The organism is Arthrobacter sorbitolis, from assembly GCF_054510995.1.
Genome location: NZ_JBTNDM010000001.1, coordinates 839,609 through 859,249 on the forward strand (window position 1 = coordinate 839,609; position 19,641 = coordinate 859,249).

Annotated in this window: 12 protein-coding genes; 4 read left to right on the forward strand and 8 right to left on the reverse strand. The window is 71.6% G+C overall.

The window, feature by feature from the left end; all coding sequences use genetic code 11:
* Both ACX80K_RS04040 and ACX80K_RS04045 read right to left on the reverse strand, forming a co-directional pair.
* The gene (locus ACX80K_RS04040) at nt 1–678 is read right to left on the reverse strand and encodes a DUF5998 family protein (protein WP_459270559.1); all 678 of its coding nucleotides are present in this window, start codon (nt 676–678) and stop codon (nt 1–3) included.
* Between the two features lie 47 nt (nt 679–725).
* On the reverse strand, nt 726–3,530 hold the full coding sequence (locus ACX80K_RS04045; protein ID WP_459270560.1) for a bifunctional acetate--CoA ligase family protein/GNAT family N-acetyltransferase: 2,805 nt from the start codon (nt 3,528–3,530) through the stop codon (nt 726–728).
* Between the two features lie 108 nt (nt 3,531–3,638).
* Between ACX80K_RS04045 and ACX80K_RS04050 the strand changes: the two genes are divergently transcribed.
* Complete coding sequence (locus ACX80K_RS04050; protein WP_459270561.1) at nt 3,639–6,236, forward strand: DNA gyrase/topoisomerase IV subunit A; 2,598 nt, start codon at nt 3,639–3,641, stop codon at nt 6,234–6,236.
* Between the two features lie 164 nt (nt 6,237–6,400).
* Here ACX80K_RS04050 and ACX80K_RS04055 read toward each other — a convergent pair whose 3' ends face one another.
* From ACX80K_RS04055 to ACX80K_RS04070, 4 genes are all read right to left on the reverse strand, one after another.
* Nucleotides 6,401–7,453, reverse strand: coding sequence for a GNAT family N-acetyltransferase (locus tag ACX80K_RS04055; RefSeq protein ID WP_459270562.1), 1,053 nt, complete (start codon nt 7,451–7,453; stop codon nt 6,401–6,403).
* A gap of 147 nt (nt 7,454–7,600) precedes the next feature.
* The gene (gene cydC, locus ACX80K_RS04060) at nt 7,601–11,221 is read right to left on the reverse strand and encodes a thiol reductant ABC exporter subunit CydC (protein ID WP_459270563.1); all 3,621 of its coding nucleotides are present in this window, start codon (nt 11,219–11,221) and stop codon (nt 7,601–7,603) included.
* Nucleotides 11,218–12,240, reverse strand: a complete 1,023-nt coding sequence (cydB, locus tag ACX80K_RS04065; RefSeq protein ID WP_459270564.1) for a cytochrome d ubiquinol oxidase subunit II — start codon at nt 12,238–12,240, stop codon at nt 11,218–11,220. Before cydB ends, cydC begins: the two co-directional genes overlap by 4 nt.
* A 60-nt stretch (nt 12,241–12,300) precedes the next feature.
* Nucleotides 12,301–13,869 (reverse strand): cytochrome ubiquinol oxidase subunit I, encoded by a 1,569-nt coding sequence (locus ACX80K_RS04070; RefSeq protein ID WP_459270565.1) that lies wholly within the window; start codon nt 13,867–13,869, stop codon nt 12,301–12,303.
* A 220-nt stretch (nt 13,870–14,089) separates the two neighbouring features.
* Between ACX80K_RS04070 and ACX80K_RS04075 the strand changes: the two genes are divergently transcribed.
* The gene (locus ACX80K_RS04075) at nt 14,090–14,458 is read left to right on the forward strand and encodes a BlaI/MecI/CopY family transcriptional regulator (RefSeq protein ID WP_459270566.1); all 369 of its coding nucleotides are present in this window, start codon (nt 14,090–14,092) and stop codon (nt 14,456–14,458) included.
* Between the two features lie 7 nt (nt 14,459–14,465).
* Nucleotides 14,466–15,461, forward strand: a complete 996-nt coding sequence (locus ACX80K_RS04080; RefSeq protein WP_459270567.1) for a M56 family metallopeptidase — start codon at nt 14,466–14,468, stop codon at nt 15,459–15,461.
* A 76-nt stretch (nt 15,462–15,537) separates the two neighbouring features.
* Here ACX80K_RS04080 and ACX80K_RS04085 read toward each other — a convergent pair whose 3' ends face one another.
* Nucleotides 15,538–17,646 carry a DNA gyrase/topoisomerase IV subunit B gene (locus tag ACX80K_RS04085; protein WP_459270568.1) on the reverse strand — a complete coding sequence of 703 codons (2,109 nt, stop codon included), beginning with the start codon at nt 17,644–17,646 and terminating at the stop codon, nt 15,538–15,540.
* 247 nt (nt 17,647–17,893) lie between these two features.
* Between ACX80K_RS04085 and ACX80K_RS04090 the strand changes: the two genes are divergently transcribed.
* The gene (locus ACX80K_RS04090) at nt 17,894–18,115 is read left to right on the forward strand and encodes a DUF7455 domain-containing protein (RefSeq protein WP_104179434.1); all 222 of its coding nucleotides are present in this window, start codon (nt 17,894–17,896) and stop codon (nt 18,113–18,115) included.
* 212 nt (nt 18,116–18,327) lie between these two features.
* Here the strand turns inward: ACX80K_RS04090 and ACX80K_RS04095 are convergent, their stop codons facing one another.
* A complete protein-coding gene (locus ACX80K_RS04095) occupies nt 18,328–19,545 on the reverse strand; it encodes an RNA polymerase sigma factor (protein ID WP_459270569.1) in 1,218 nt (405 codons plus the stop codon).
* Nucleotides 19,546–19,641 lie beyond the last annotated feature (96 nt).

Below are 19,641 nucleotides of genomic sequence, written 5' to 3' on the forward strand. Positions count from 1 at the left end.
CTACTGCTGGTGGTGCGCCCGGTTGAACCGCCCACCGAAGCCGGGCTGCCGGCGCGCCGCGACCTCCGGAGGCCCGACGAAGACACCCGCCGCCGGGCTGGCCGTGTTGGCCTTCCGCAGGGCGCGGGCGAACGCCTTCGCGTTCTGGACGGCCTGTGCACCGTCCGCCTCGGCGCTGACCCGCAGGACGATGTCCTCCTGCGCGACCGTGCCGGTGAGTCCGTGGTCGGCGTCGCAGGAGGGGTCGCCGCAGCTCGCCGGCCCGATGTCGAGGCGCTGCCCGCCGGACCAGGCGATCGCGAGCGTCATCTCGCGGACGGGGTCGCTGGGCTTGTAGTCCTGCGGCTGGGCGTAGAGGTAGCTGAGCACCACCGACTGGATCTGGCTGACGGGGACGGACTCCGTGGAGATCTGCGCCGTCACCTGCTCGCCGGCGTCGTCGAGCTGCTGGTCGTCCACATGCGTGATGACGAGCATGTCCTCGGTGAGCACGAGCACGGTGATGTGCCGGTGCACCTCCGTGCGCTCGAAGTGCGTCTCGAGGTGCGCGACGTGCGACAGCGGCTCGCGCCCGTCGAGCGCGTCGTGGACGACGTCGGCCACGAGGCGCGGGTAGAAGCCCGCCCGCTCGAGCGACGCGTCGAGGTCGCGCCACTGCGCGGAAAGCGATGGGGTCATACCCCCAGTTTCCCCCACCGCACCGCGTTGTGCCTAACCCGGAGGCGTCAGTCGCGCATGGCGCGGCGTGCGCTGTCGGTCCGCCGCTGGGGGTTGCCGACGTCGATCGCGGCGCTGAGTACGGTGAGGCCCGACGACGCGACGAGCACCGGGTTGAAATCGAGCAGCGCGATCTCGGGGTGGTTGTCCTTCAGCAGGGCCACGCGGGCCACGAGGTCCTCGATCGCCGCGACATCCGCGGGCGGGAGGCCCTGGTAGCCGAAGAGCTTGCGGGAGGCGCGCGGCGCCCTGACGAGGTCGGCGATGTCGCCGGTGCTCAGCGGCGGGACGGCGTGGGCCCAGTCGTCGAGGAGGTTGACGGAATCCCCGGCGAGCCCGAAGGACACCACGGGGCCCATGAGCGGGTCCTCGATGGCGCGGACGCTGCAGGCCTGGCCGGGGGGTGCCATCGACTGCACCTCCATGCCGAAGTGCCCGAAGGGCGCGAGCACCTTCTCCATCCGGGTGATGTTGCGCCGGAGGGACTCGGCGTCGTCGATGTTCAGCCGCACCCCGCCGAGGTCGAGGCGGTGCCGGAGGTGCTCGTCCATGGTCTTCAGGGCGACCGGCCAGCCGAGGCGGCCGGCCTCCTCGACCGCCTCGTCGGCGGAGGAGAAGCGGGCCGACGGCAGGAGCCGGATGCCGTAGGCGCCCATGAGCGATGCGCACTCGTCGGGCGTGAGCCGGGTGAGTTCGATGTCCGCGACCCGCGCACGGACCTGCCCGAGGACCCGCGCGGCCTCGTCGACGTCGATCCCTGCCGGGTCGACGAACTCGCCGTGGTCGCGGGCACGCCACTGCGCGTACCTGACGACGGCGCCGAGGGCCGCGAGCGCGGCGCCCGGGCTCGGGAAGCAGGGCAGTCCGCGCTGCAGGGGCAGGACGGCGGCGGTCCCGGGTTCGGCCGGTGCGTCGGCACCGCCGTCCCCTCCCGCCGGGGCGCCCCCGCCGGCCTCGAGGGGCCTTGCGACGGTGGCCTCCGCCTCCTGCGGGGAGTCCGACGGCGCGCACACGAGCCCGTCGAGCTGCAGCCGGGCGTCGAGGATGCCCGTGAAGGATGCGATGACCGGCTTGCCGGCCCGCTCGGCGCACCCCTGCAGGCATGCGGCCACGCTGCCGGCCGTCAGGCCCCGGGCCGGCAGCGTGGTGACGATCGCGGCGTGGACGGACTCCGCGCGCAGTGCCTCCTCCACGGCCGCGGCGAGGGCGGGCAGGGCCACGGACTGCCCGGTGTCGAGTTGCAGGCCGGCTTCGAGCCGCGCGACGGTCATCCCCTGGGAGACGACGCCGTCGGCCACGACCTTGCCGAGCGCCGACGAGTTGCTGAAGACCGCGACGCCGGACCCCTGCGGCAGCGGCTGGCTGGCGACGATCTGCGCGATGTCCATGAGCTGTTCCGTCGTCTCGACCCTCATCACCCCGGACTGGCGGAGCATCGAGTCGAGGGCCCCGGCCGGCGCCTGGGTGGTCCGCACCGCGTGGCCCGGCGGGAGCTGGAGTCCCGTGACGTCGGACTTCGCGACGATGACGGGCTTCGTCCGCGCGAGGCGGCGGGCGATGCGTGAGAACTTCCGGGGGTTGCCGATCGATTCGAAGTACAGTCCGACGGCACGGGTGGTGGTGTCGTCCTCCCAGAACTGCATGGCGTCGTTCCCGGACACGTCCGCGCGGTTGCCCGCCGAGATCACGGACGACACCCCGAGCCCGCGGCGGTGCGCGCTCGCGTAGAGGAGCACCCCGAGTCCCGCCGACTGGCTGAAGAGCGAGAGGGCACCCCGGCGGGGCAGCTCCGGCGCCATCGAGGCGTTGAGGCGGACCGTGGGGTCGGTGTTCACGAGCCCCAGCGACGCCGGGCCCACCACGCGCATGCCGTGCGCGCGGGCCTTGTGCACGAGGTCCCGCTGCCGCGCCAGCCCTTCCCCGCCGTCGTCGGCGTACCCGGCCGTCGCCACGAGGAGCCCCCTGACCCCGGCGCGGGCGCATTCGTCCACCACCGCATCCACCTGGTCGTGGGGCACGGCGACGACGGCGAGGTCCACGGGTTCGGGGACCTCGGCCAGCGAGGCGTGGGAGATCATGCCGTGCAGCTCGAAGGCCTCCGGGTTGACGGCGTACACGCGGCCCGTGAAACCGCCGTCGATGAGGTGCTCCAGCAGGGCGTAGCCGACGGTGCCCCGCTCGCGGCTCGCCCCGATGACGGCCACCGACGACGGTGTGAGGAGCTCGGCCATGCTCCTCGCCTCCGCGCGGTGCTCGCGCGCCTCCATCACCGCCCGCGACTTCCGGGTGGGGTCGATGTCGAAGCTCAGCATCACCACGCCGTCGTCGAAGTGCCGCGCCACCTCGTAGCCGGCCTCGGCGAAGACCGTGATCATCTTGCGGTTCTCGGGGAGGACCTCGGCGGAGAAGCGCCGGATGCCGTTCTCGCGGGCGGCCGCGGCGAGGTGTTCGAGCAGGATCGACCCGACGCCGCGCCCCTGGTGGTGGTCCGAGACGTTGAAGGCGACCTCGGCCTCGAGCGGGTCGTCGAGGCGGTCGTAGCGGCCGATGCCGATGATGTCGGAGCCCCGCGTGATGACGAAGGCCACGCGGTCCCGGTGGTCCACCTCCGTGAAGCGCTTGAGCTCCTTCGCGCTGAGCTTGGCCTTGTAGGTGAAGAACCGCAGGTAGATGGAGTTCTGCGACTGGCGGACGTGGAACGCCTGCACGGCGTCCGCATCGGAGGGCGAGATGGGCCGCAGGTGCCCGGTCCCGCCGTCGCGCAGCACGACATCAGCCTCCCAATATTCCGGGTATTGTCCGTCCGTCGCCATAGACTCAGGGTAGTCGGCATCCCCCGTTCCCGGCCCGAGCCGCGATCTGACGCGCGGATGCCCGCAGACCACCCCATTCGAACACCTGAGTTGTTGAGGAACCGCCACGTGGCCAGGCGCCAGAACTCCGCACCGCCGGAGGATTACACCGAGAAGATCATCGACATCGACGTCAAGGCCGAGATGGAGGATTCCTTCCTCGAGTACGCGTACTCCGTGATCTACTCGCGTGCCCTCCCCGATGCGCGCGACGGGCTGAAGCCCGTCCAGCGGCGCATCCTTTACATGATGACGGACATGGGCCTGCGCCCGGACCGCGGGCATGTGAAGTCCGCGCGCGTCGTCGGCGAGGTCATGGGCAAGCTGCACCCGCACGGTGACACCGCCATCTACGACGCCATGGTGCGCATGGCCCAGGACTTCTCCCTGCGCCTCCCCCTCATCGACGGCCACGGCAACTTCGGGTCCCTCGACGACGGCCCCGCCGCCGCCCGGTACACCGAGGCGCGCCTCGCGGCGGCCGCCCTGACCCTGACGAACCACCTCGACGAGGACGTCGTCGACTTCGTCCCCAACTACGACAACCAGCTGACGCAGCCCGAGGTCCTCCCCGCCGCCTTCCCGAACCTGCTCGTGAACGGTGCCAGCGGGATCGCCGTGGGCATGGCCACGAACATGCCGCCGCACAACCTCGGCGAAATCGTCGCCGCGGCCCGCCACCTCATCGCCCACCCGGATGCGTCCCTCGAGGACCTGACGCGCTTCGTGCCCGGACCCGACCTGCCGAGCGGCGGCAAGATCGTGGGGCTCGACGGCGTCCGCGACGCCTATGCGACGGGCCGCGGCTCCTTCAAGACCCGCGCGACCGTGACGGTCGAGCAGCTGTCGGCGCGCCGGACGGGCCTCGTGGTGACGGAACTGCCGTACACGGTGGGGCCGGAGAAGGTGATCGAGCGGATCAAGGACGCCGTCACCTCCAAGAAGCTGCAGGGCATCTCGGACATCGTCGACCTGACCGACCGGACCCACGGGCTCCGCCTCGTGATCGAGCTCAAGAACGGGTTCAACCCGAACGCCGTGCTGGCGCAGCTCTACCGCTTCACGCCGATGGAGGACTCCTTCGGCATCAACAACGTCGCGCTCGTCGACGGGCAGCCCCGCACGCTCGGGCTCCGGGAGCTCCTGCAGGTCTACGTCACCCACCGGATCCTCGTGGTCCGCCGGCGCACCTCTTTCCGGCTGCAGCGCAAGCGCGACCGGCTGCACCTGGTCGAGGGCCTGCTCGTGGCGATCGTCGACATCGACGAGGTCATCCAGATCATCCGCTCCTCGGACGAGTCCTCGGCCGCCCGGGTACGGCTCATGTCCATCTACGACCTCACCGAGATCCAGGCCAACCACATCCTCGAGCTGCGCCTGCGCCAGCTGACCCGGTTCTCGCGGATCGAGCTCGAGAAGGAACAGGAGCAGCTCCGCCTGGACATCGCCGAGCTGGAGGCCATCCTCGGTTCCGAGGAACGGCTCCGCACGCTCGTGTCCGACGAACTCGCGGAACTGGCCGACCAGTTCGCGACCCCGCGCCGGACCGTCCTGCTCGAGTCGGAGGCCGCCGCACCGCTCAAGGGCTCCACGCTTCCTGCCCCGGCCGGCAAGGGCGCGAAGTCCGTGCTGCCGCTCGAGATCGCCGACGACCCCTGCTGGGTGCTGCTCTCGGCATCCGGGCAGCTCGCCCGCACCTCGGACCGCCAGCCCCTCGGCGACGGACAGCGCATCAAGCACGACGCCTTCAGATCCGTCCTGCCGTCGACCGCGCGCGGCGAGGTGGCAGCCGTGACCTCCGCCGGCCGCATGATCCGCCTGCAGGTCATGGACATGCCGGCCCTGCCGCCCACCGCCGGGGTACCGAACCTGGCGGGCGGGGTGCCGTCGTCGGAGTTCATCACGCTCGAGCGCGGTGAGAGCCTCGTGGGGCTGGCCCCGCTGAACGGTGTCGTGGCACTCGGGACCGCGCAGGGCGTGGTGAAGCGCGTGCAGCCCGACTACCCGCTGAACCGTGACGACTGGGAGGTCATCACGCTCAAGCCGAAGGACAGGGTCGTGGGCGTCGCAGCCGCCTCCGACTCCGACGACCTCGTGTTCATCACGCGCCTGGCGCAGCTGCTCAGGTTCCCGGCGTCCGTGGTCCGCCCGCAGGGCAGGACGGCCGGCGGCATGGCGGGCATCAAGCTCACGTCCGGCGATTCCGTGCTGCACTTCGGCGCGGTGGCCACCGGGGACGAACAGGGCGTGGTGGTGACCGTCGCCGCGGCCGGGAACGCCCTCCCCGGCACGGCCGCCGGGTCGGCGAAGATCACCGAGTTCTCCGAGTACCCCGTCAAGGGCCGGGCCACGGCGGGCGTGCGGGCGCACCGGTTCCTCCGCGGGGAGGAGACCCTGTCCCTCGCGTGGGCCGGCCACGGCCCGGCGCGTGCCGCGTCGGCCAACGGCGTCGCCCGTGCACTGCCCACCGAACACGGGCGGCGTGACGGCTCGGGCGTCCCGCTGACGCAGCAGATCGACGCCGTCGGGCCGGGACTGGCGGGGCTCATGGAGGCGTCGAGGCCGGTCGCGCCCGCAGGGACCGCCGAGGTCCGGGTCGTGGACGGATCGGCGCCCGGCGCTCCGGAGCCGGTGGACGCGGCGGACGGCCAGGGGACCCTGCTCTAGCCGCCCGCCGGTCGGACCGCCGCGGCGGGTGCCCGGACCCGGTGGAACGCCGCCCCGCCTCCGGGCCGCCGCGCCGGGTTCACCCGCGGTTCGGAGCGCCAGGACCGGGAACGACGGCGGTCACAGAGCGGGCGGCCGACGACGCGGGTCCGGGATGCTTCCGGTCAGTCCGCGGGAACGGTGAGCGGGAGGTCGAACACGATCGCGCGCTGCGTCGGCACGTACCCCATGCGTTCGTAGAGGCCGAGCGCACCCGACGGGTTCTCGGTGTCGACGCCCAGCCCTGCATTGTCCATCCCGGCAGCCCGGTAACGCCTCATCGCCTCGGCCAGGAGCGCCGGCGCCAGGCCGCGGCCGCGCCACGACCTCCGCACGCCCAGCAGGTCCGTGTAACCCTCCGTGTGGCCCAGCAGATCGCGGGAGTCGGGGTCGTAGCTGGCGAGCTGGTAGGCCGCCACCTCCCCCCTGGCCTGGTCGAGCAGCGCGAGGCTCCAGTCGGCGCGGAACTCGGGGTGGCTGACGGTGAACTGCCACGACTCCTGGTCACGCGGCTCGCTCCCCCAGTGGTCCTGGAAGGCATCGTTGTGGGCGAGCCGGACGAGCTCCGTGATATTCCGGTCGGCGCCGTCGGCGAAGCTCACGAGGTCCAGTTCGGCGGGGAAGGGCAGGTCGGGGATGGGCTGGTCCAGCGGCCGCGTCATCTCGGTGAAGTACCGGACGATCGTGCTCCCGCTCGCCGTGAGCAGTGCCAGGTGCGAGGGGTTGCGTTCCTCCACGTAGTTCCGGAAGATACCGTGGGTCTGGCCGGTCTCGCGCAGTCGCGCCGCCGCCCGCCAGGCCTGCCAGGCGAGGACCGCGCGTCCGATGCCCCGCCCGCGCCACCCCGGGTCGACGCCGCCCGCGCCGTGGACGAGGGAGGAACCGGAGTTCATGGACAGGCGCCCGAAGGCACGGGGCACGCCGTCCTGGTCGAACCCTGCGATCGTGTCCCGGCGAGGATCGTTCTTGGAGGCCCGCAGCGCCTGCTCGAGGTCGGCGCGCTGTTCCACCCAGTCGGGTTCGTCCACGGCCGCGATGCGCCGGATCAGCGCCAGCCAGGCGTTGATATCGGCGTAGGTGAGGGGACGCCACCGCAGCACCGCGGGCAGGGCGGGCGCTTCGGATCTCGCCGCACTGCTGCTGCCGGGGTGCTGCCCGGACGGATCGGGGGTGCTCATGACTTCAGCGTATTGCAGGGCGCGCCGGACCGGCCGGATGCGACGCCCCGCTCCGACGGGGCGTTCCCGCAGCCGGGACGCGACGCCGGGCGGCCCCCGCCCCGGCAGCACGGCGAGGCCGCTGCCGTCCGGTCTGCGCCTGCCGGTTCACATGGCGGCGGGCGGGACGGCAGTCCCCGGCAGGACGACCGTCCCGTCACACAGTGCTGCCTCGACGGGGTCGTGGGTCACCAGGAGGACCGCTGTCCCCGACAACCCGCGGCGCAGGTCCTCCAGCAGTGAGCGGGCACCGTCGGCGTCGAGGTGCGCGGTGGGCTCGTCGAGGAGGACGACGCCGGACCGCGTCAGGAGTGCGCGGGCCACGGCGAGCCGCTGCCGCTGACCGCCGGACAACCGCGAACCACCCGCGCCGGCCCGCGCGTCGAGCCCGTGCTCGAGACCGGCCACGAACTCGGTGAGACCCACCGCGCGGAGGACGTCCTCGAGTTCCCGGTCGGTGGCGGCGTCCCCGGGCGGTCGTGCGAGTTGAAGGTTGGAGCGGAGGCTCGAGTCGAAGAGGTGGCTCTCCTGCGGACACCACGCGATGCGCGGTGCGGAGCGGCCGTCGTCCGGCACGCCGTCCACGAGCAGCCGCCCCTCCTCGAGGGGCAGGAACCCCAGCAACGCGCCGATCACCGTCGACTTCCCGCTGCCTGACGGTCCCGTGAGGCCGGTCCAGCGGCCCGGTGCGAGGTGGAGGTCGATGTCCGTCACGACGGACCGGCCGGGCCCGTAGCCGATCGCGGCGCCCTCGAGGTCGAGCCGCCGGACGGGTGCCCCGGCCCTGCCGGCGCCCTCTGCACCGAGCGAGTCCCAGTCCCGGGGCGGACCGAGCATCGGCCGGAGGCGGCGGACGACGGTGGCGAGGGCGCCCCAGTGCTGCACCGCGGATGCTCCTGCGACGAAGGGTTCGATCAGTGCGAGCTGCATCAGCACGAGCACGGCCGTGGTGTCGGCGGGTCGGCCGGCGGACCCCGCGAGGATGCCGAGCGATGCTGCGCAGCTCGCCGCGACGACGACCGCCGTCGCCGCTCCGGCAGCGGCAGCGGACCGGCGCGAGGCGGCCGATGCCCTGCGGTCCAGCCGCCGCGTCGCTGCGAGCGCGGCCCGATGGGCACCGTTCACGCGGAGGTCCGGTGCTGCCCGGAGGAGGCGGGTGACGCGTGCGAGGGCGTCGGCGCGCAGTTGCACGGCGGCGGCACCGGCGGCCCGCTCCCGTGCGACCGCCACGAGCGGGGCGACGACGAGGGCCGCCCCTACCCCGACGGCCTGCCAGCCGAGACCGGCCGGGTGGAGCACGGCCGTGGTGGCGAGGGCAGCGAGTCCGGTGAGCACCGAGGTGACGAAGGGCAGCAGTGCCCGGGCCGAGAGGTCCCTCAACTCGTCGATGTCCCCCACGAGCCGCTCGACGCCGCCGGAGCCGCGCGCGATCGTACGCCAGGAGCGCCCGGCCTCCAGGAGCCCGGTCCACAACCGCAGGCGCGTGTCGTCGGCCCGGTGGAACACCGCGCGATGGAGCCAGAGGCGCTCCTCGTACCGTAGCAGGGAGCGTCCGATGCCGAAGAACCTCACCCCGACGACGGCGGTGAGGAGGTAGAGGATCGGCGGCTGCTCGGCGGCCCGGACGATGAGCCAGCCGCTGAGCGCGGTGAGCGCGACCGCGAAGACGGAGGCACCGAGCCCCAGTGCGGCGGCTGCGAGGAAGCGGCGGTCCCACGGCCGGACGAGGTGCAGGACGTCACGCCCCGACCGGAGCCGGGACAGGCGTCCGAGGGCGCTCGATCCCGCCGCGTCGGCTTCCGACGGCCCGGTGCGGGCGCCGGACGCGGCAGAGGCGGCAGAGGCGCCGGCAGCCGGACCGGTCGGGTCCTGCAGGGCGGACCGGCCCTGCGCGGGGCCGGGGAGGACAGGTACGCGAGGAGCGGCGACGACGGTGGTCGAACCCTCCGCGCGTCCACCGGGCAGGGCGGTGGACGGCGAGCCCTGCATCGCCCGGGACTGCCGCGCGTCCAGTCGGAGCTCACCCGTGGCGAGGCCGGCCGTCTCGTCGTCGTGTGCTATCAGGAGGACGGAGAGCCCGGGCCGGCGGGCCGCGATGGCCCCCCGGATGGCGCGGGAGGCGTCGTCGTCCACGTGCGCGGTCGGCTCGTCGAGGAGTAGGAGGCGGACCGCCGGGTCCTGCGCCCGGAGCAGGGCCCGTGCGACGGCGACGCGCCGGGTCTCGCCGGGACTCAGCTCCCCGGTCTGCCGGTCGGCGAGTGCCGCCGCGCCCACCGCGGCGAGCTGTGCGTCGATGGCCGGGGCGTCCACCGGCAACCCGGCGTACAGTCCCAGTTCCGCGCGGACGGTCGCCAGAAGGAGCTCCGGGTGCTGGGGGACCCACGCGATGCCGCCTTCCGGCAGACCGTCGATGCGGCCCTCCAGCCGCAGGCCCGACGGGATCGCCGCTCCCCCGGCCAGCGCCCGCATGAGCGTCGTCTTCCCCGACCCGCTCGGACCCCGGAGGGCCAGCGCCGACCCGGGGGCGAGGACGAACGAGACGCGCTCGAACACCGGCTCGAGGACGCCGTCGTACCGGGCCGTGAGGTCATCGACGCGGATGCCGTCCGGCACGGACGACGAGACGGACGACGAGACGGACGACGAGACGGACGACGGCACCGACGACGCGGGTGCGGAGGACGGAACGCCCACCGGTGCGGAGCCCCCGGCGGGCGGAGCGGCGATGACCGCTCGGACCCGGGCGCCGGCCTCCTCGCCGTCCTCGCTGGCGTGGTGCGCCGCACCGACGTCGCGCAGCGGTCCGTAGCACTCCGGGGCCAGGATCAGCGCGACCAGCGCCGTCTCCAGGCCCAGGTCGCCGTGGATGAGGCGCACTCCCGCGAACACGGCGACGACGGCCACCGAGATGGTGCTGATCAGTTCCAGGGCGAGGGACGAGAGGAACACGGTGCGGAGGGTCGTCATGGTCCGGGACGTGTACGTGCCGGCGATGTCGCGGAGCGCCCGGGTCTGCTCGGCGGCACGGCCGAGGCCCACGAGGACGGGAAGCCCCCTCGCCAGCTCCAGGAGGTGGTCGGACAGGCGTCCGAGCGCGGCGGCCGCCTCCTGCGTGCGCTCCTGCGTGTGCAGGCCGATCAGCGCCATGAACACGGGGACCAGCGGAACGGTGAGCACGATGATGAGGGCGCTGACCCAGTCGGCGAGGAGGATCCGCGTGCCGACGAGCAGGGGGACGACGGCGCAGGTGATCAGTGCGGGCAGGTACTGCGTGTAGTACTTGTCGAGGCCGTCGAGACCGCGGGTCAGCAGCACGGCGAGGGAGCCCTGCCCGCTGCCGGCGGTGTCGGCCCGCGTGGTGCCGCCGTCGTCGAGCACGCGTAGCAGGGCCGCCTCGCGCAGGCCCTCCTTGGCCCCGAGGGCGAGGCGCGCGGCGGTCGCGTCCTGCCCCCACGCCGCGACACTTCGCAGCGCGGCGCCGAGCGCGCCCTGGAGGAGGACGGCCCGGACGTCCAGCGCGCCACCGGCGAGGGACGCGATGCCGAGTGCGAGGGCCTGGGCCGTGAGCACCAGGCCGGCGGCGCGGGCGGCGGCGAGCACGCCGAGGAGGTAGACGGCCGTCGGAGCGCCGGGGGCGCCGGTCGACCCAGCCGGTCCGCCCGACGCCAGGACGGCGAGCGGAGAGGAGCGTCGGGCCGCCGGCGCGGCAGGAGGGGCGCTGACACTCACAGGGGGGCCACGGCGTGCGCTGCGGGGATGCTCGCCTCCGACACGCGCCGGCGGAACACCCAGTACGTCCATGCCTGGTACGCGAGGACGAGGGGCAGCCCGAAGCATGCGACGACGCTCATCAGGCCGAGCGTGTAGGCCGACGACGAGGCGTTCTGCACCGTCAGGTCGAAGGCCGGGTCCAGGGTGGAGGGCAGCACGACCGGGAACACCGCGCCGAAGACCGACCCGACGAGCGCGAGCATCCCGGCGCCGAGCGACGCGAACGCGCGACCGTCGCGCCCCGAGACCGAGCAGCGGTGGGCGGCGGTGACGGCCACGACGGCGAGCACCACGGCCAGCCAGGTGACGGCCGACCCGGTGTCCAGCTGGACGAGGAGGGCCCACCCCAGGAACGGAACCATTGCGACGGGCAGGAGCCGACGGACCAGGCGCTCGGCCTGGTCGTGCACACGCCCCTCGGTCTTCAGCCCGATGAATGCCGCCGCATGCACGAGGCAGAACAGCACCACGGCGGCCGCACCGAGGAACGCCGGCGCGGTGGCCCACGCGAAGGCCCCGCCCACGCGGTTCCCGTCGGCGTCGAGCGGGAGTCCCGTCGTCGTCAGCGCGAGGGCCGCACCGATCCCCGCCGCCGCGGTGAAGGAGCCGAGGGCGATGGCCCAGTCCCAGCGGCCGCGCCAGGCGTCGCTGTCCCGCTTGCCGCGCCATTCGAAGGCCACGGCCCGGAAGATCAGGCCGAGCAGCACGCACAGGAAGGGCAGGTAGAGCGCCGACAGCAGCGACGCGTACCAGGACGGGAAGGCGGCGAACGTCGCGCCGACGGCGGTGACGAGCCAGACCTCGTTGCCGTCCCAGACCGGGCCGACCGTGTTCAGCAGGACGCGCCGCTGCGTGTCGTTCCTGGCCATCAGCTTCATGAGCATGCCGACGCCGAGGTCGAACCCCTCGAGGAAGAGGTAACCCGCCCAGAGCACGGCGATGAGGACGAACCAGAGGGTGGGCAGTGCCTCGGTCATGACGGGGACCTTCCGGGCGAGTGGGGGCGGGGAGAAGGGAGCGGCGTCGGGCCGGTCGGGTCAGTACGCGAAGGCGAGGACATCGCCGTCGTCCTTCCCGCCGGTCGACGGATCGGCTCCGGCGCGTGCCAGTTCCGGCATGGCCGAGGCGGTGCCGCCGCGGACGTAGGTGAACAGCAGCCGCACCTCGACCACGAGCAGGACGGCGTAGACCGCCGTGAGGGCGATGAGCGAGACGACCAGTTCGGCGAGGGAGACCCCGGGCGAGACCGCCGCTGCGGTGAACATGAAGACGCTGTCGATGCCGGAGGCGTCAGGGTTGGGCGCGACGACGAACGGCTGCCGCCCCATCTCGGTGAAGATCCAGCCCGCGGAGTTCGCGCCGAACGGAGCGAGGATGCCGAACACCGCGAGGCGCATGAGCCACCGGGACTCCGGCACGGTGCCCCTGCGGAGGACCCACAGGGCGGCCGCGGCCGCCGCGGCGGCGATCGCGCCGAAGCCGATCATGATGCGGAAGCCCCAGTAGGTGACCTCCATGACGGGCAGGTAGTCGATCTCGGTGCCTGCGCGCTCGCCGTACATGGGGTCGTCCGGCAGCGTGGTGCCGTACTTCTCCTGGTACTCGGGGAGCAGGGTGTTCACGCCCTTGACCTCGGTGGTGAAGTCCCCGTTGGCGAGGAACGAGAGCACGCCGGGCACCTCGATGACGGCGGTGATGTCGTCACAGCTCTGGGCGCCGAGATTGCCGACGGAGAGGATCGAGAAGCCCGTGCCGTCGTGGCAGGCGGCTTCCGCGGCGGCCATCTTCATGGGCTGCTGGTCGAACATGAGCTTGCCCTGCAGGTCACCCGTGATGCCGGTGCCGGCGAACGCGATCATGGCGACGACGGCGCCGGCCCGCGCGGAACGGAGCCAGACCTTGTGGTCCACGGCGTCCCGGGCACCCGCCTGATCGCGGACGAGGAGGGTGCCGTCCGCACCGAGGGTGTCGAGACCGTCGTGGCGCCGCTTCCACAGGTGGTACCAGCTGATGCCCAGGAGGAAGGCACCGGCCACCGCGAGGGCGCCGAAGAGGGTGTGGGGGAACGCGACGAGGGCCGTGTTGTTCGTGAAGACAGCCCACGCGTCGACCATCACGGGCCTGCCGTCGACCATCTCGACGCCCACCGGGTGCTGCATCCACGAGTTCGCCACGAGGATGAAGTAGGCGGAGAAGACGGAGGCGAGGACGGCGGCCCAGAGCGACAGCAGGTGGATCAGCCGGGGCAGGCGGTTCCAGCCGAAGATCCAGAGACCGAGGAACGTCGACTCGACGAAGAAGGCCAGGAGCGCCTCCATCGCCAGCGGCGCCCCGAAGACGTCCCCGACGAAACGGCTGTACTCGCTCCACGCCATGCCGAACTGGAACTCCTGCACGAGGCCGGTGGCGACGCCCATGATGAAGTTGATGAGGAAGAGCTTCCCCCAGAACTTCGTCATCCGGAGGTAGTGCTCCCGGCCCGTGCGGTGCCACTGGGTCTGCATCATCGCGACCAGCAGACCCAGCCCGATGGTCAGCGGGACCATCAGGAAGTGGTAGACGGTCGTGATCCCGAACTGCCACCGGGCGATCTCCAAGGCTTCCATCGGACCCTTTCAGCAACGCCGAGCGCCGGCGACGCGCAATTTCTACACGCTGTAGAAAAGTTCTTCTACACATCGTAGAACAAATCGGGGCGCATTTCTACGTGGAGTAGAAATGTCCGCGCCGACGCTGTACGTTGGATGCACCACGCTTCATCGCCCCTCGCCGGGGCGGATCGGGACCCGGGACGGGCTCCGGTCGTGCACTGATCGAAGGAAGAACATGGCAACGCTCGGAGACCTCGAACGCACGGTGATGGACCTCCTGTGGGCGACACCGGAGGCGATGAACGCCAACGCCCTGCGGGATGCGATCGCGGAGGCGCCGTCGGGGGAGGTCGGACGCGAGCTCGCGGTCACGACGGTCCTGACCGTGCTGTCGCGCCTCGAGAAGAAGGGCCTCGTGGAGCGGGAGCGCGACAGCCGCCCGCACCGCTACCGGTCCGTGACGAGTCGTGAGGACCACACGGCGGAGCTCATGCACGAGGTGCTCGTGACGGCGCCGGACCGCGAAGCCGTCCTCGCCCGGTTCATCGGCAGCGTCTCCGCGGCCGAGGCCGAGACCCTCCGCAGGCTGCTCGGCGGCAGCTGACCCTTCGGTGTTCTGGGCCTCCTACCTGCTCGCGGCCCTCGCGATCATCCTCGCGTGGCCGGCCCCGATCGCGCTCTCACGCGCCTCGTGGCCCGCGCGGGCCCCGTTCACCGCGATGATCCTCTGGCAGTCGATCGCCCTCGCCGGCGGACTGTCCATGATCGGGGCGATGCTCGTCTGGGGGCTCGAGCCACTCGGCGACAACCTCGTCTCGGCCTCGGCGGGCTTCTTCGGCATCCTGGTCGATGAGGACTCCGCCGCGACCCTCGGCGTGATCCACGTCTTCGCGATCAGCGCGGCGACCCTGCTGTTCGGACACCTCCTCTTCACCCTGGCGCTGACCTTCGTCCGCATCCGCCGGCAGCGCCGGCGCCACCGGGACATGCTCACCCTGCTGAGCTCCCCCGCCGCCGACCAGCCCGCCACACTCGTGATCAGTCATCCGGCCCCCGTGGCCTACTGCCTTCCCGGCGGGGCCCGGTCCGTGACGGTCATGTCGGACGGCCTCATGGGCCTCCTCAGCCGCGCCGAGCTCGACGCGGTCCTCACGCACGAGAACGCGCACCTGCACCAGCGGCACCACCTGCTGCTGTGGGCTTTCGCCGCGTGGCGTGCGGCGCTGCCCTGGCTGCCGACGTCGCAGCTCGCGCAGCGTGCCGTCAGCGAACTGATCGAGATGCTCGCCGACGACGAGGCCCTGCGCCACGTCGACGAACCCACGCTCGTGCGCGCCATCGCCATCGTCGGTTCGGGTGCGCTCCCGCCCTCGCGGGACGAGCTCGACGACCCCCTCGCGGACGAGGGAGGGACCGGGGTGACCCCCGCTGCGGCCGCCGTCACCGGCGGGGTCGCCGACGCACGGTCGACGGCGCATCGGCTCCGCCGGCTGCTCACTCCCCTGCCGCCGCTGGGCCGCCTCCAGCAGGGCCTCGCCCTGTCCACGGCCGGCCTGCTCCTCGTGGTGCCCCCGGTGCTGCTGGTGGCACCGGAACTGCTGGGCTGAGCGGCTCCGGCCCGACCTTGCCCCGCTGCCACCGCAGCGGCCCGGCCTGATCGGTGGACCGCGCCGCGGGCACGCGTCAGGCGTCGATGCGGTCCCGGTCCAGGGATGCGGCCCCCGCGATGATGAAGTCCTTGCGCGGGGCCACGTCGCTGCCCATCAGGAGGTTGAAGACGTTCTCGGCCGACTCGGCCTCCTGGATGAGCACCCGCCGCAGGGTCCGGTGGCGCGGATCCATCGTGGTCTCCGCCAGCTGGTCGGCGTCCATCTCGCCCAGTCCCTTGTAGCGCTGGATGGGCGACTTGTACCGCTTGCCCTTCTTCTCGAGCGCAGCCAGGAGGCGCGTCAGCTCCGCCTCCGAGTACGTGTACATCATCTCGTTCGCCTTCGACCCGCCGTTGATCACCTCGACGCGGTGCAGGGGTGGGACGGCGGCGTAGACCCGGCCGGCCTCGACGAGCGGCCGCATGTACCGGAAGAACAGGGTGAGGAGCAGCGTGCGGATGTGGGCGCCGTCCACATCCGCGTCGGTCATGAGGATCACCTTGCCGTAGCGGCGCGCGTCCAGCTGGAAACTCCGCCCGGACCCGGCCCCGATGACCTGGATGAGGGCAGCGCATTCCGCGTTGGAGAGCATGTCGCCCACGGAGGCCTTCTGCACGTTGAGGATCTTCCCCCGAATCGGCAGGAGCGCCTGGTAGTCGGAGGACCTCGCGTTCTTCGCGGTGCCGAGTGCGCTGTCACCCTCGACGATGAACAGTTCGGAGCGCTCCGGATCGTCGATGCGGCAGTCGGCGAGCTTGGCCGGCATGGTCGACGTCTCGAGGGCGTTCTTCCGCCGCTGCGTCTCCTTGTGCACCCTCGCCGAGATGCGTGACTTCATCTCGGCGACGACCTTCTCGAGCAGCAGGGCCGACTGCGCCTTGTCGTTGCGGGCGGAGGAGGACAGGCGGGCCTGCAGCTCCGTCTCCACGACCTTCGCGACGATGGCCTTCACCGCCGAGGTCCCGAGGATCTCCTTGGTCTGTCCCTCGAACTGGGGTTCGGCCAGACGCACCGTGAGGACGGCCGTCAGCCCCGCGAAGACGTCGTCCTTCTCGATCTTGTCGCTGCCCGCCTTCAGCTTGCGCGCATTGGCCTCGATCACCTTGCGGAAGGTCTTCAGCAGGGCCTGCTCGAAGCCGGTCTGGTGGGTTCCGCCCTTCGGGGTCGCGATGATGTTGACATAGCTGCGGACCGTCGTCTCGTAGCCGATGCCCCAGCGCAGGGCGATGTCGACGTCGCAGTGCCGCTCCACCTCGGCCATCCGGCTGTGTCCGCGATCATCGAGGACGGGCACGGACTCCTTGAAGCGGCCCGAGCCCTGGAAGCGCCAGACGTCGGTCACCGCCGGGTCGAGCGCCAAGAACTCCGCGTACTCGGAGATGCCGCCGTCGTGCTGGAAGACCTCCTCCACCGGCCCCGACTCCCCCGGCGTGCCCGGGAGCTTCCGCTCGTCCCGGAGCGTGAGGCGCAGCCCCGGGACGAGGAACGACGTCTGCCGCGCGCGGGTCTGCAGCTCCTCGTAGGAGAAGGCGGCATCGGGCGTGAAGATCTGGCGGTCGGCCCAGTACCTGATGCGCGTTCCGGTGACGCCCCGCTTGGCCGTCCCGACGATCTCGAGGCGGGAGCCGTCCAGGAAGGGCTCGAAGGACGACGTGGGTGACGGCGTCCTGGCGTCCTTGAAGAGCCCTGGCTCTCCCCGGCGGAACGACATGGCATAGGTCTTGCTGCCGCGGTCCACGAAGACGTCCAGGCGGGACGACAGCGCGTTGACGACGCTCGCCCCGACGCCGTGGAGGCCGCCCGAGGCGGTGTAGGAGCCACCACCGAACTTGCCGCCGGCATGCAGTTTGGTGAAGACGACCTCCACGCCGGTCAGGCCGGTCTTGGGCTCGATGTCCACGGGGATGCCCCGGCCGTCGTCGTGGATCTCCACGGACCCGTCCGCATGCAGGATCACCCTGATGCTCTGCCCGTGCCCGGCCAGGGCCTCGTCCACGGAGTTGTCGATGATCTCCCAGAGGCAGTGCATGAGGCCGCGGGAGTCGGTCGAACCGATGTACATGCCGGGACGCTTGCGCACGGCCTCGAGGCCTTCGAGCACCGAGAGGTGCCGGGCTGTGTAGTCCGATGTGGGGGGTGTCACGAGCATTCTCCTTGGCGGAACGGGCACGAACCAGGACGGGCACCGGGCGGTGTGTTCGAAAGGGATGGGATCCTCAGTCTATTGCCCGGTACCGACACCGACCGTCAGGCGCGGGCCGGTGCTCCCCGCGAGTTTCTGCAGGGCCCCATACCCCCTGGTACGCCCGGAGCGAAAGAAGGCCAAACCTGCGAAGGGCCGCCGACGAATAGTGGTTATATGAGTACACGATCCACAGGAGGAGACACTCATGACCACTGCAGTAGCAACTCGCGAACTAACTGCCCTGGACCGCTGTGACCGATGCGGCGCCCAGGCCTACGTGCGGGCCGTCCTTCAGTCTTCCGGTGGAGAGCTTCTGTTCTGCGGCCACCACGCGCGGGCCGTCGAAGCGAACCTGAAGCCGCTCACGTCGGAGTGGCAGGACGAGACGCAGCGGCTTCACGTGAAGCCCGCCGTCGTCGGCGACTGACCACCACAGGACGCGAACCCCCCTCGACAACGAGCGCCCCGTGTACAGGCGCTGAAGCAGACGGAAAGACCCCCTCCACCGGAGGGGGTCTTTCCGCGTTCGGGGCCCTGGCCGGCCCGTCCGCGGCCGGCGGGCGGTCGTCGGCCGGGCGCCCGGGGACGACGCAGGGCCCCTCCCGGAGGAAGGGCCCTGCACTGCCGAAGGAGTCCTGCTCAGTCGAGGTAGTCGCGCAGCACCTGGGACCGTGAGGGGTGGCGCAGCTTGGACATGGTCTTCGATTCGATCTGGCGGATCCGCTCGCGGGTCACCCCGTAGACCTTGCCGATCTCGTCCAGCGTCTTCGGCTGCCCGTCGGTGAGGCCGAAGCGCATGGCCACGACGCCCGCCTCGCGCTCCGAGAGGGTGTCGAGCACGGAGTGGAGCTGTTCCTGCAGCAGCGTGAAGCTGACGGCGTCCGCCGGTACGACCGCTTCGGAGTCCTCGATCAGATCGCCGAACTCCGAGTCGCCGTCCTCGCCGAGGGGCGTGTGCAGCGAGATGGGCTCACGGCCGTACTTCTGCACCTCGACGACCTTCTCGGGCGTCATGTCGAGCTCGAGGGCGAGCTCCTCCGGGGTGGGCTCGCGGCCGAGGTCCTGCAGCATCTGGCGCTGGACGCGGGCGAGCTTGTTGATGACCTCCACCATGTGCACGGGGATGCGGATCGTCCTGGCCTGATCGGCCATGGCGCGGGTGATGGCCTGGCGGATCCACCAGGTGGCGTAGGTGGAGAACTTGAAGCCCTTGGTGTAGTCGAACTTCTCGACCGCACGGATGAGGCCCAGGTTGCCTTCCTGGATGAGGTCGAGGAACAGCATCCCGCGCCCGGTGTAACGCTTGGCGAGGGACACGACGAGCCGGAGATTCGCCTCGAGGAGGTGGTTCTTCGCGCGCTTGCCGTCGTGGATGACGAATTCGAGCTCGCGCTTGAGCTTCGGATCCATGTCCGGGTCCGCCGCGATCTTCTCCTCGGCGAACAGGCCCGCTTCGATGCGCAGGGCCAGGTCGACTTCCTGCTCGGCGTTGAGCAGGGCGACCTTGCCGATCTGCTTCAGGTAGTCCTTGACGGGGTCGGCGGTGGCACCCGCGGACACGACCTGCTGGGCCGGCGCGTCGTCGTCGTCGGCATCCGAGTAGACAAAGCCGGTGGTCGTGCCGGTCTCGGCGGCCTCGGGCTTGAGGTCCTCGGCGTCGACGTCTGCTGCGGCATCGACGGCGGGATCGGCTGCGTCGAGCGTGTCCACCGAACCCTGGGCGTCCGTGGTCGAGGCCTTCGCGGCCGCAGCGGTGGAAGCAGCCTTGGTGGCGGGCTTCTTGGCCGCTACCCGTCGCTTCGTGGTGGTGGTACCGGCGTCTGTCGACGCCGGTGCTGCTGTCTTCTTGACCGGCACAGAGAACCTTTCATACGGCGGTGTGTGGTGCCATCAGAGGGACAACACCACTATGACCCTGTCAAGTCCGCGCTGGTTATCAGGACTGTCCGGCGG

Coding starts and splice junctions, on each gene's coding strand:
- ACX80K_RS04040 (WP_459270559.1), bottom strand. CDS start 678: ATGACCCCATCGCTTTCCGCGCAGTGGCGCGACCTCGACGCGTCGCTC.
- ACX80K_RS04045 (WP_459270560.1), bottom strand. CDS start 3,530: ATGGCGACGGACGGACAATACCCGGAATATTGGGAGGCTGATGTCGTG.
- ACX80K_RS04055 (WP_459270562.1), bottom strand. CDS start 7,453: ATGAGCACCCCCGATCCGTCCGGGCAGCACCCCGGCAGCAGCAGTGCG.
- cydB (WP_459270564.1), bottom strand. CDS start 12,240: ATGACCGAGGCACTGCCCACCCTCTGGTTCGTCCTCATCGCCGTGCTC.
- ACX80K_RS04070 (WP_459270565.1), bottom strand. CDS start 13,869: ATGGAAGCCTTGGAGATCGCCCGGTGGCAGTTCGGGATCACGACCGTC.
- ACX80K_RS04075 (WP_459270566.1), top strand. CDS start 14,090: ATGGCAACGCTCGGAGACCTCGAACGCACGGTGATGGACCTCCTGTGG.
- ACX80K_RS04090 (WP_104179434.1), top strand. CDS start 17,894: ATGACCACTGCAGTAGCAACTCGCGAACTAACTGCCCTGGACCGCTGT.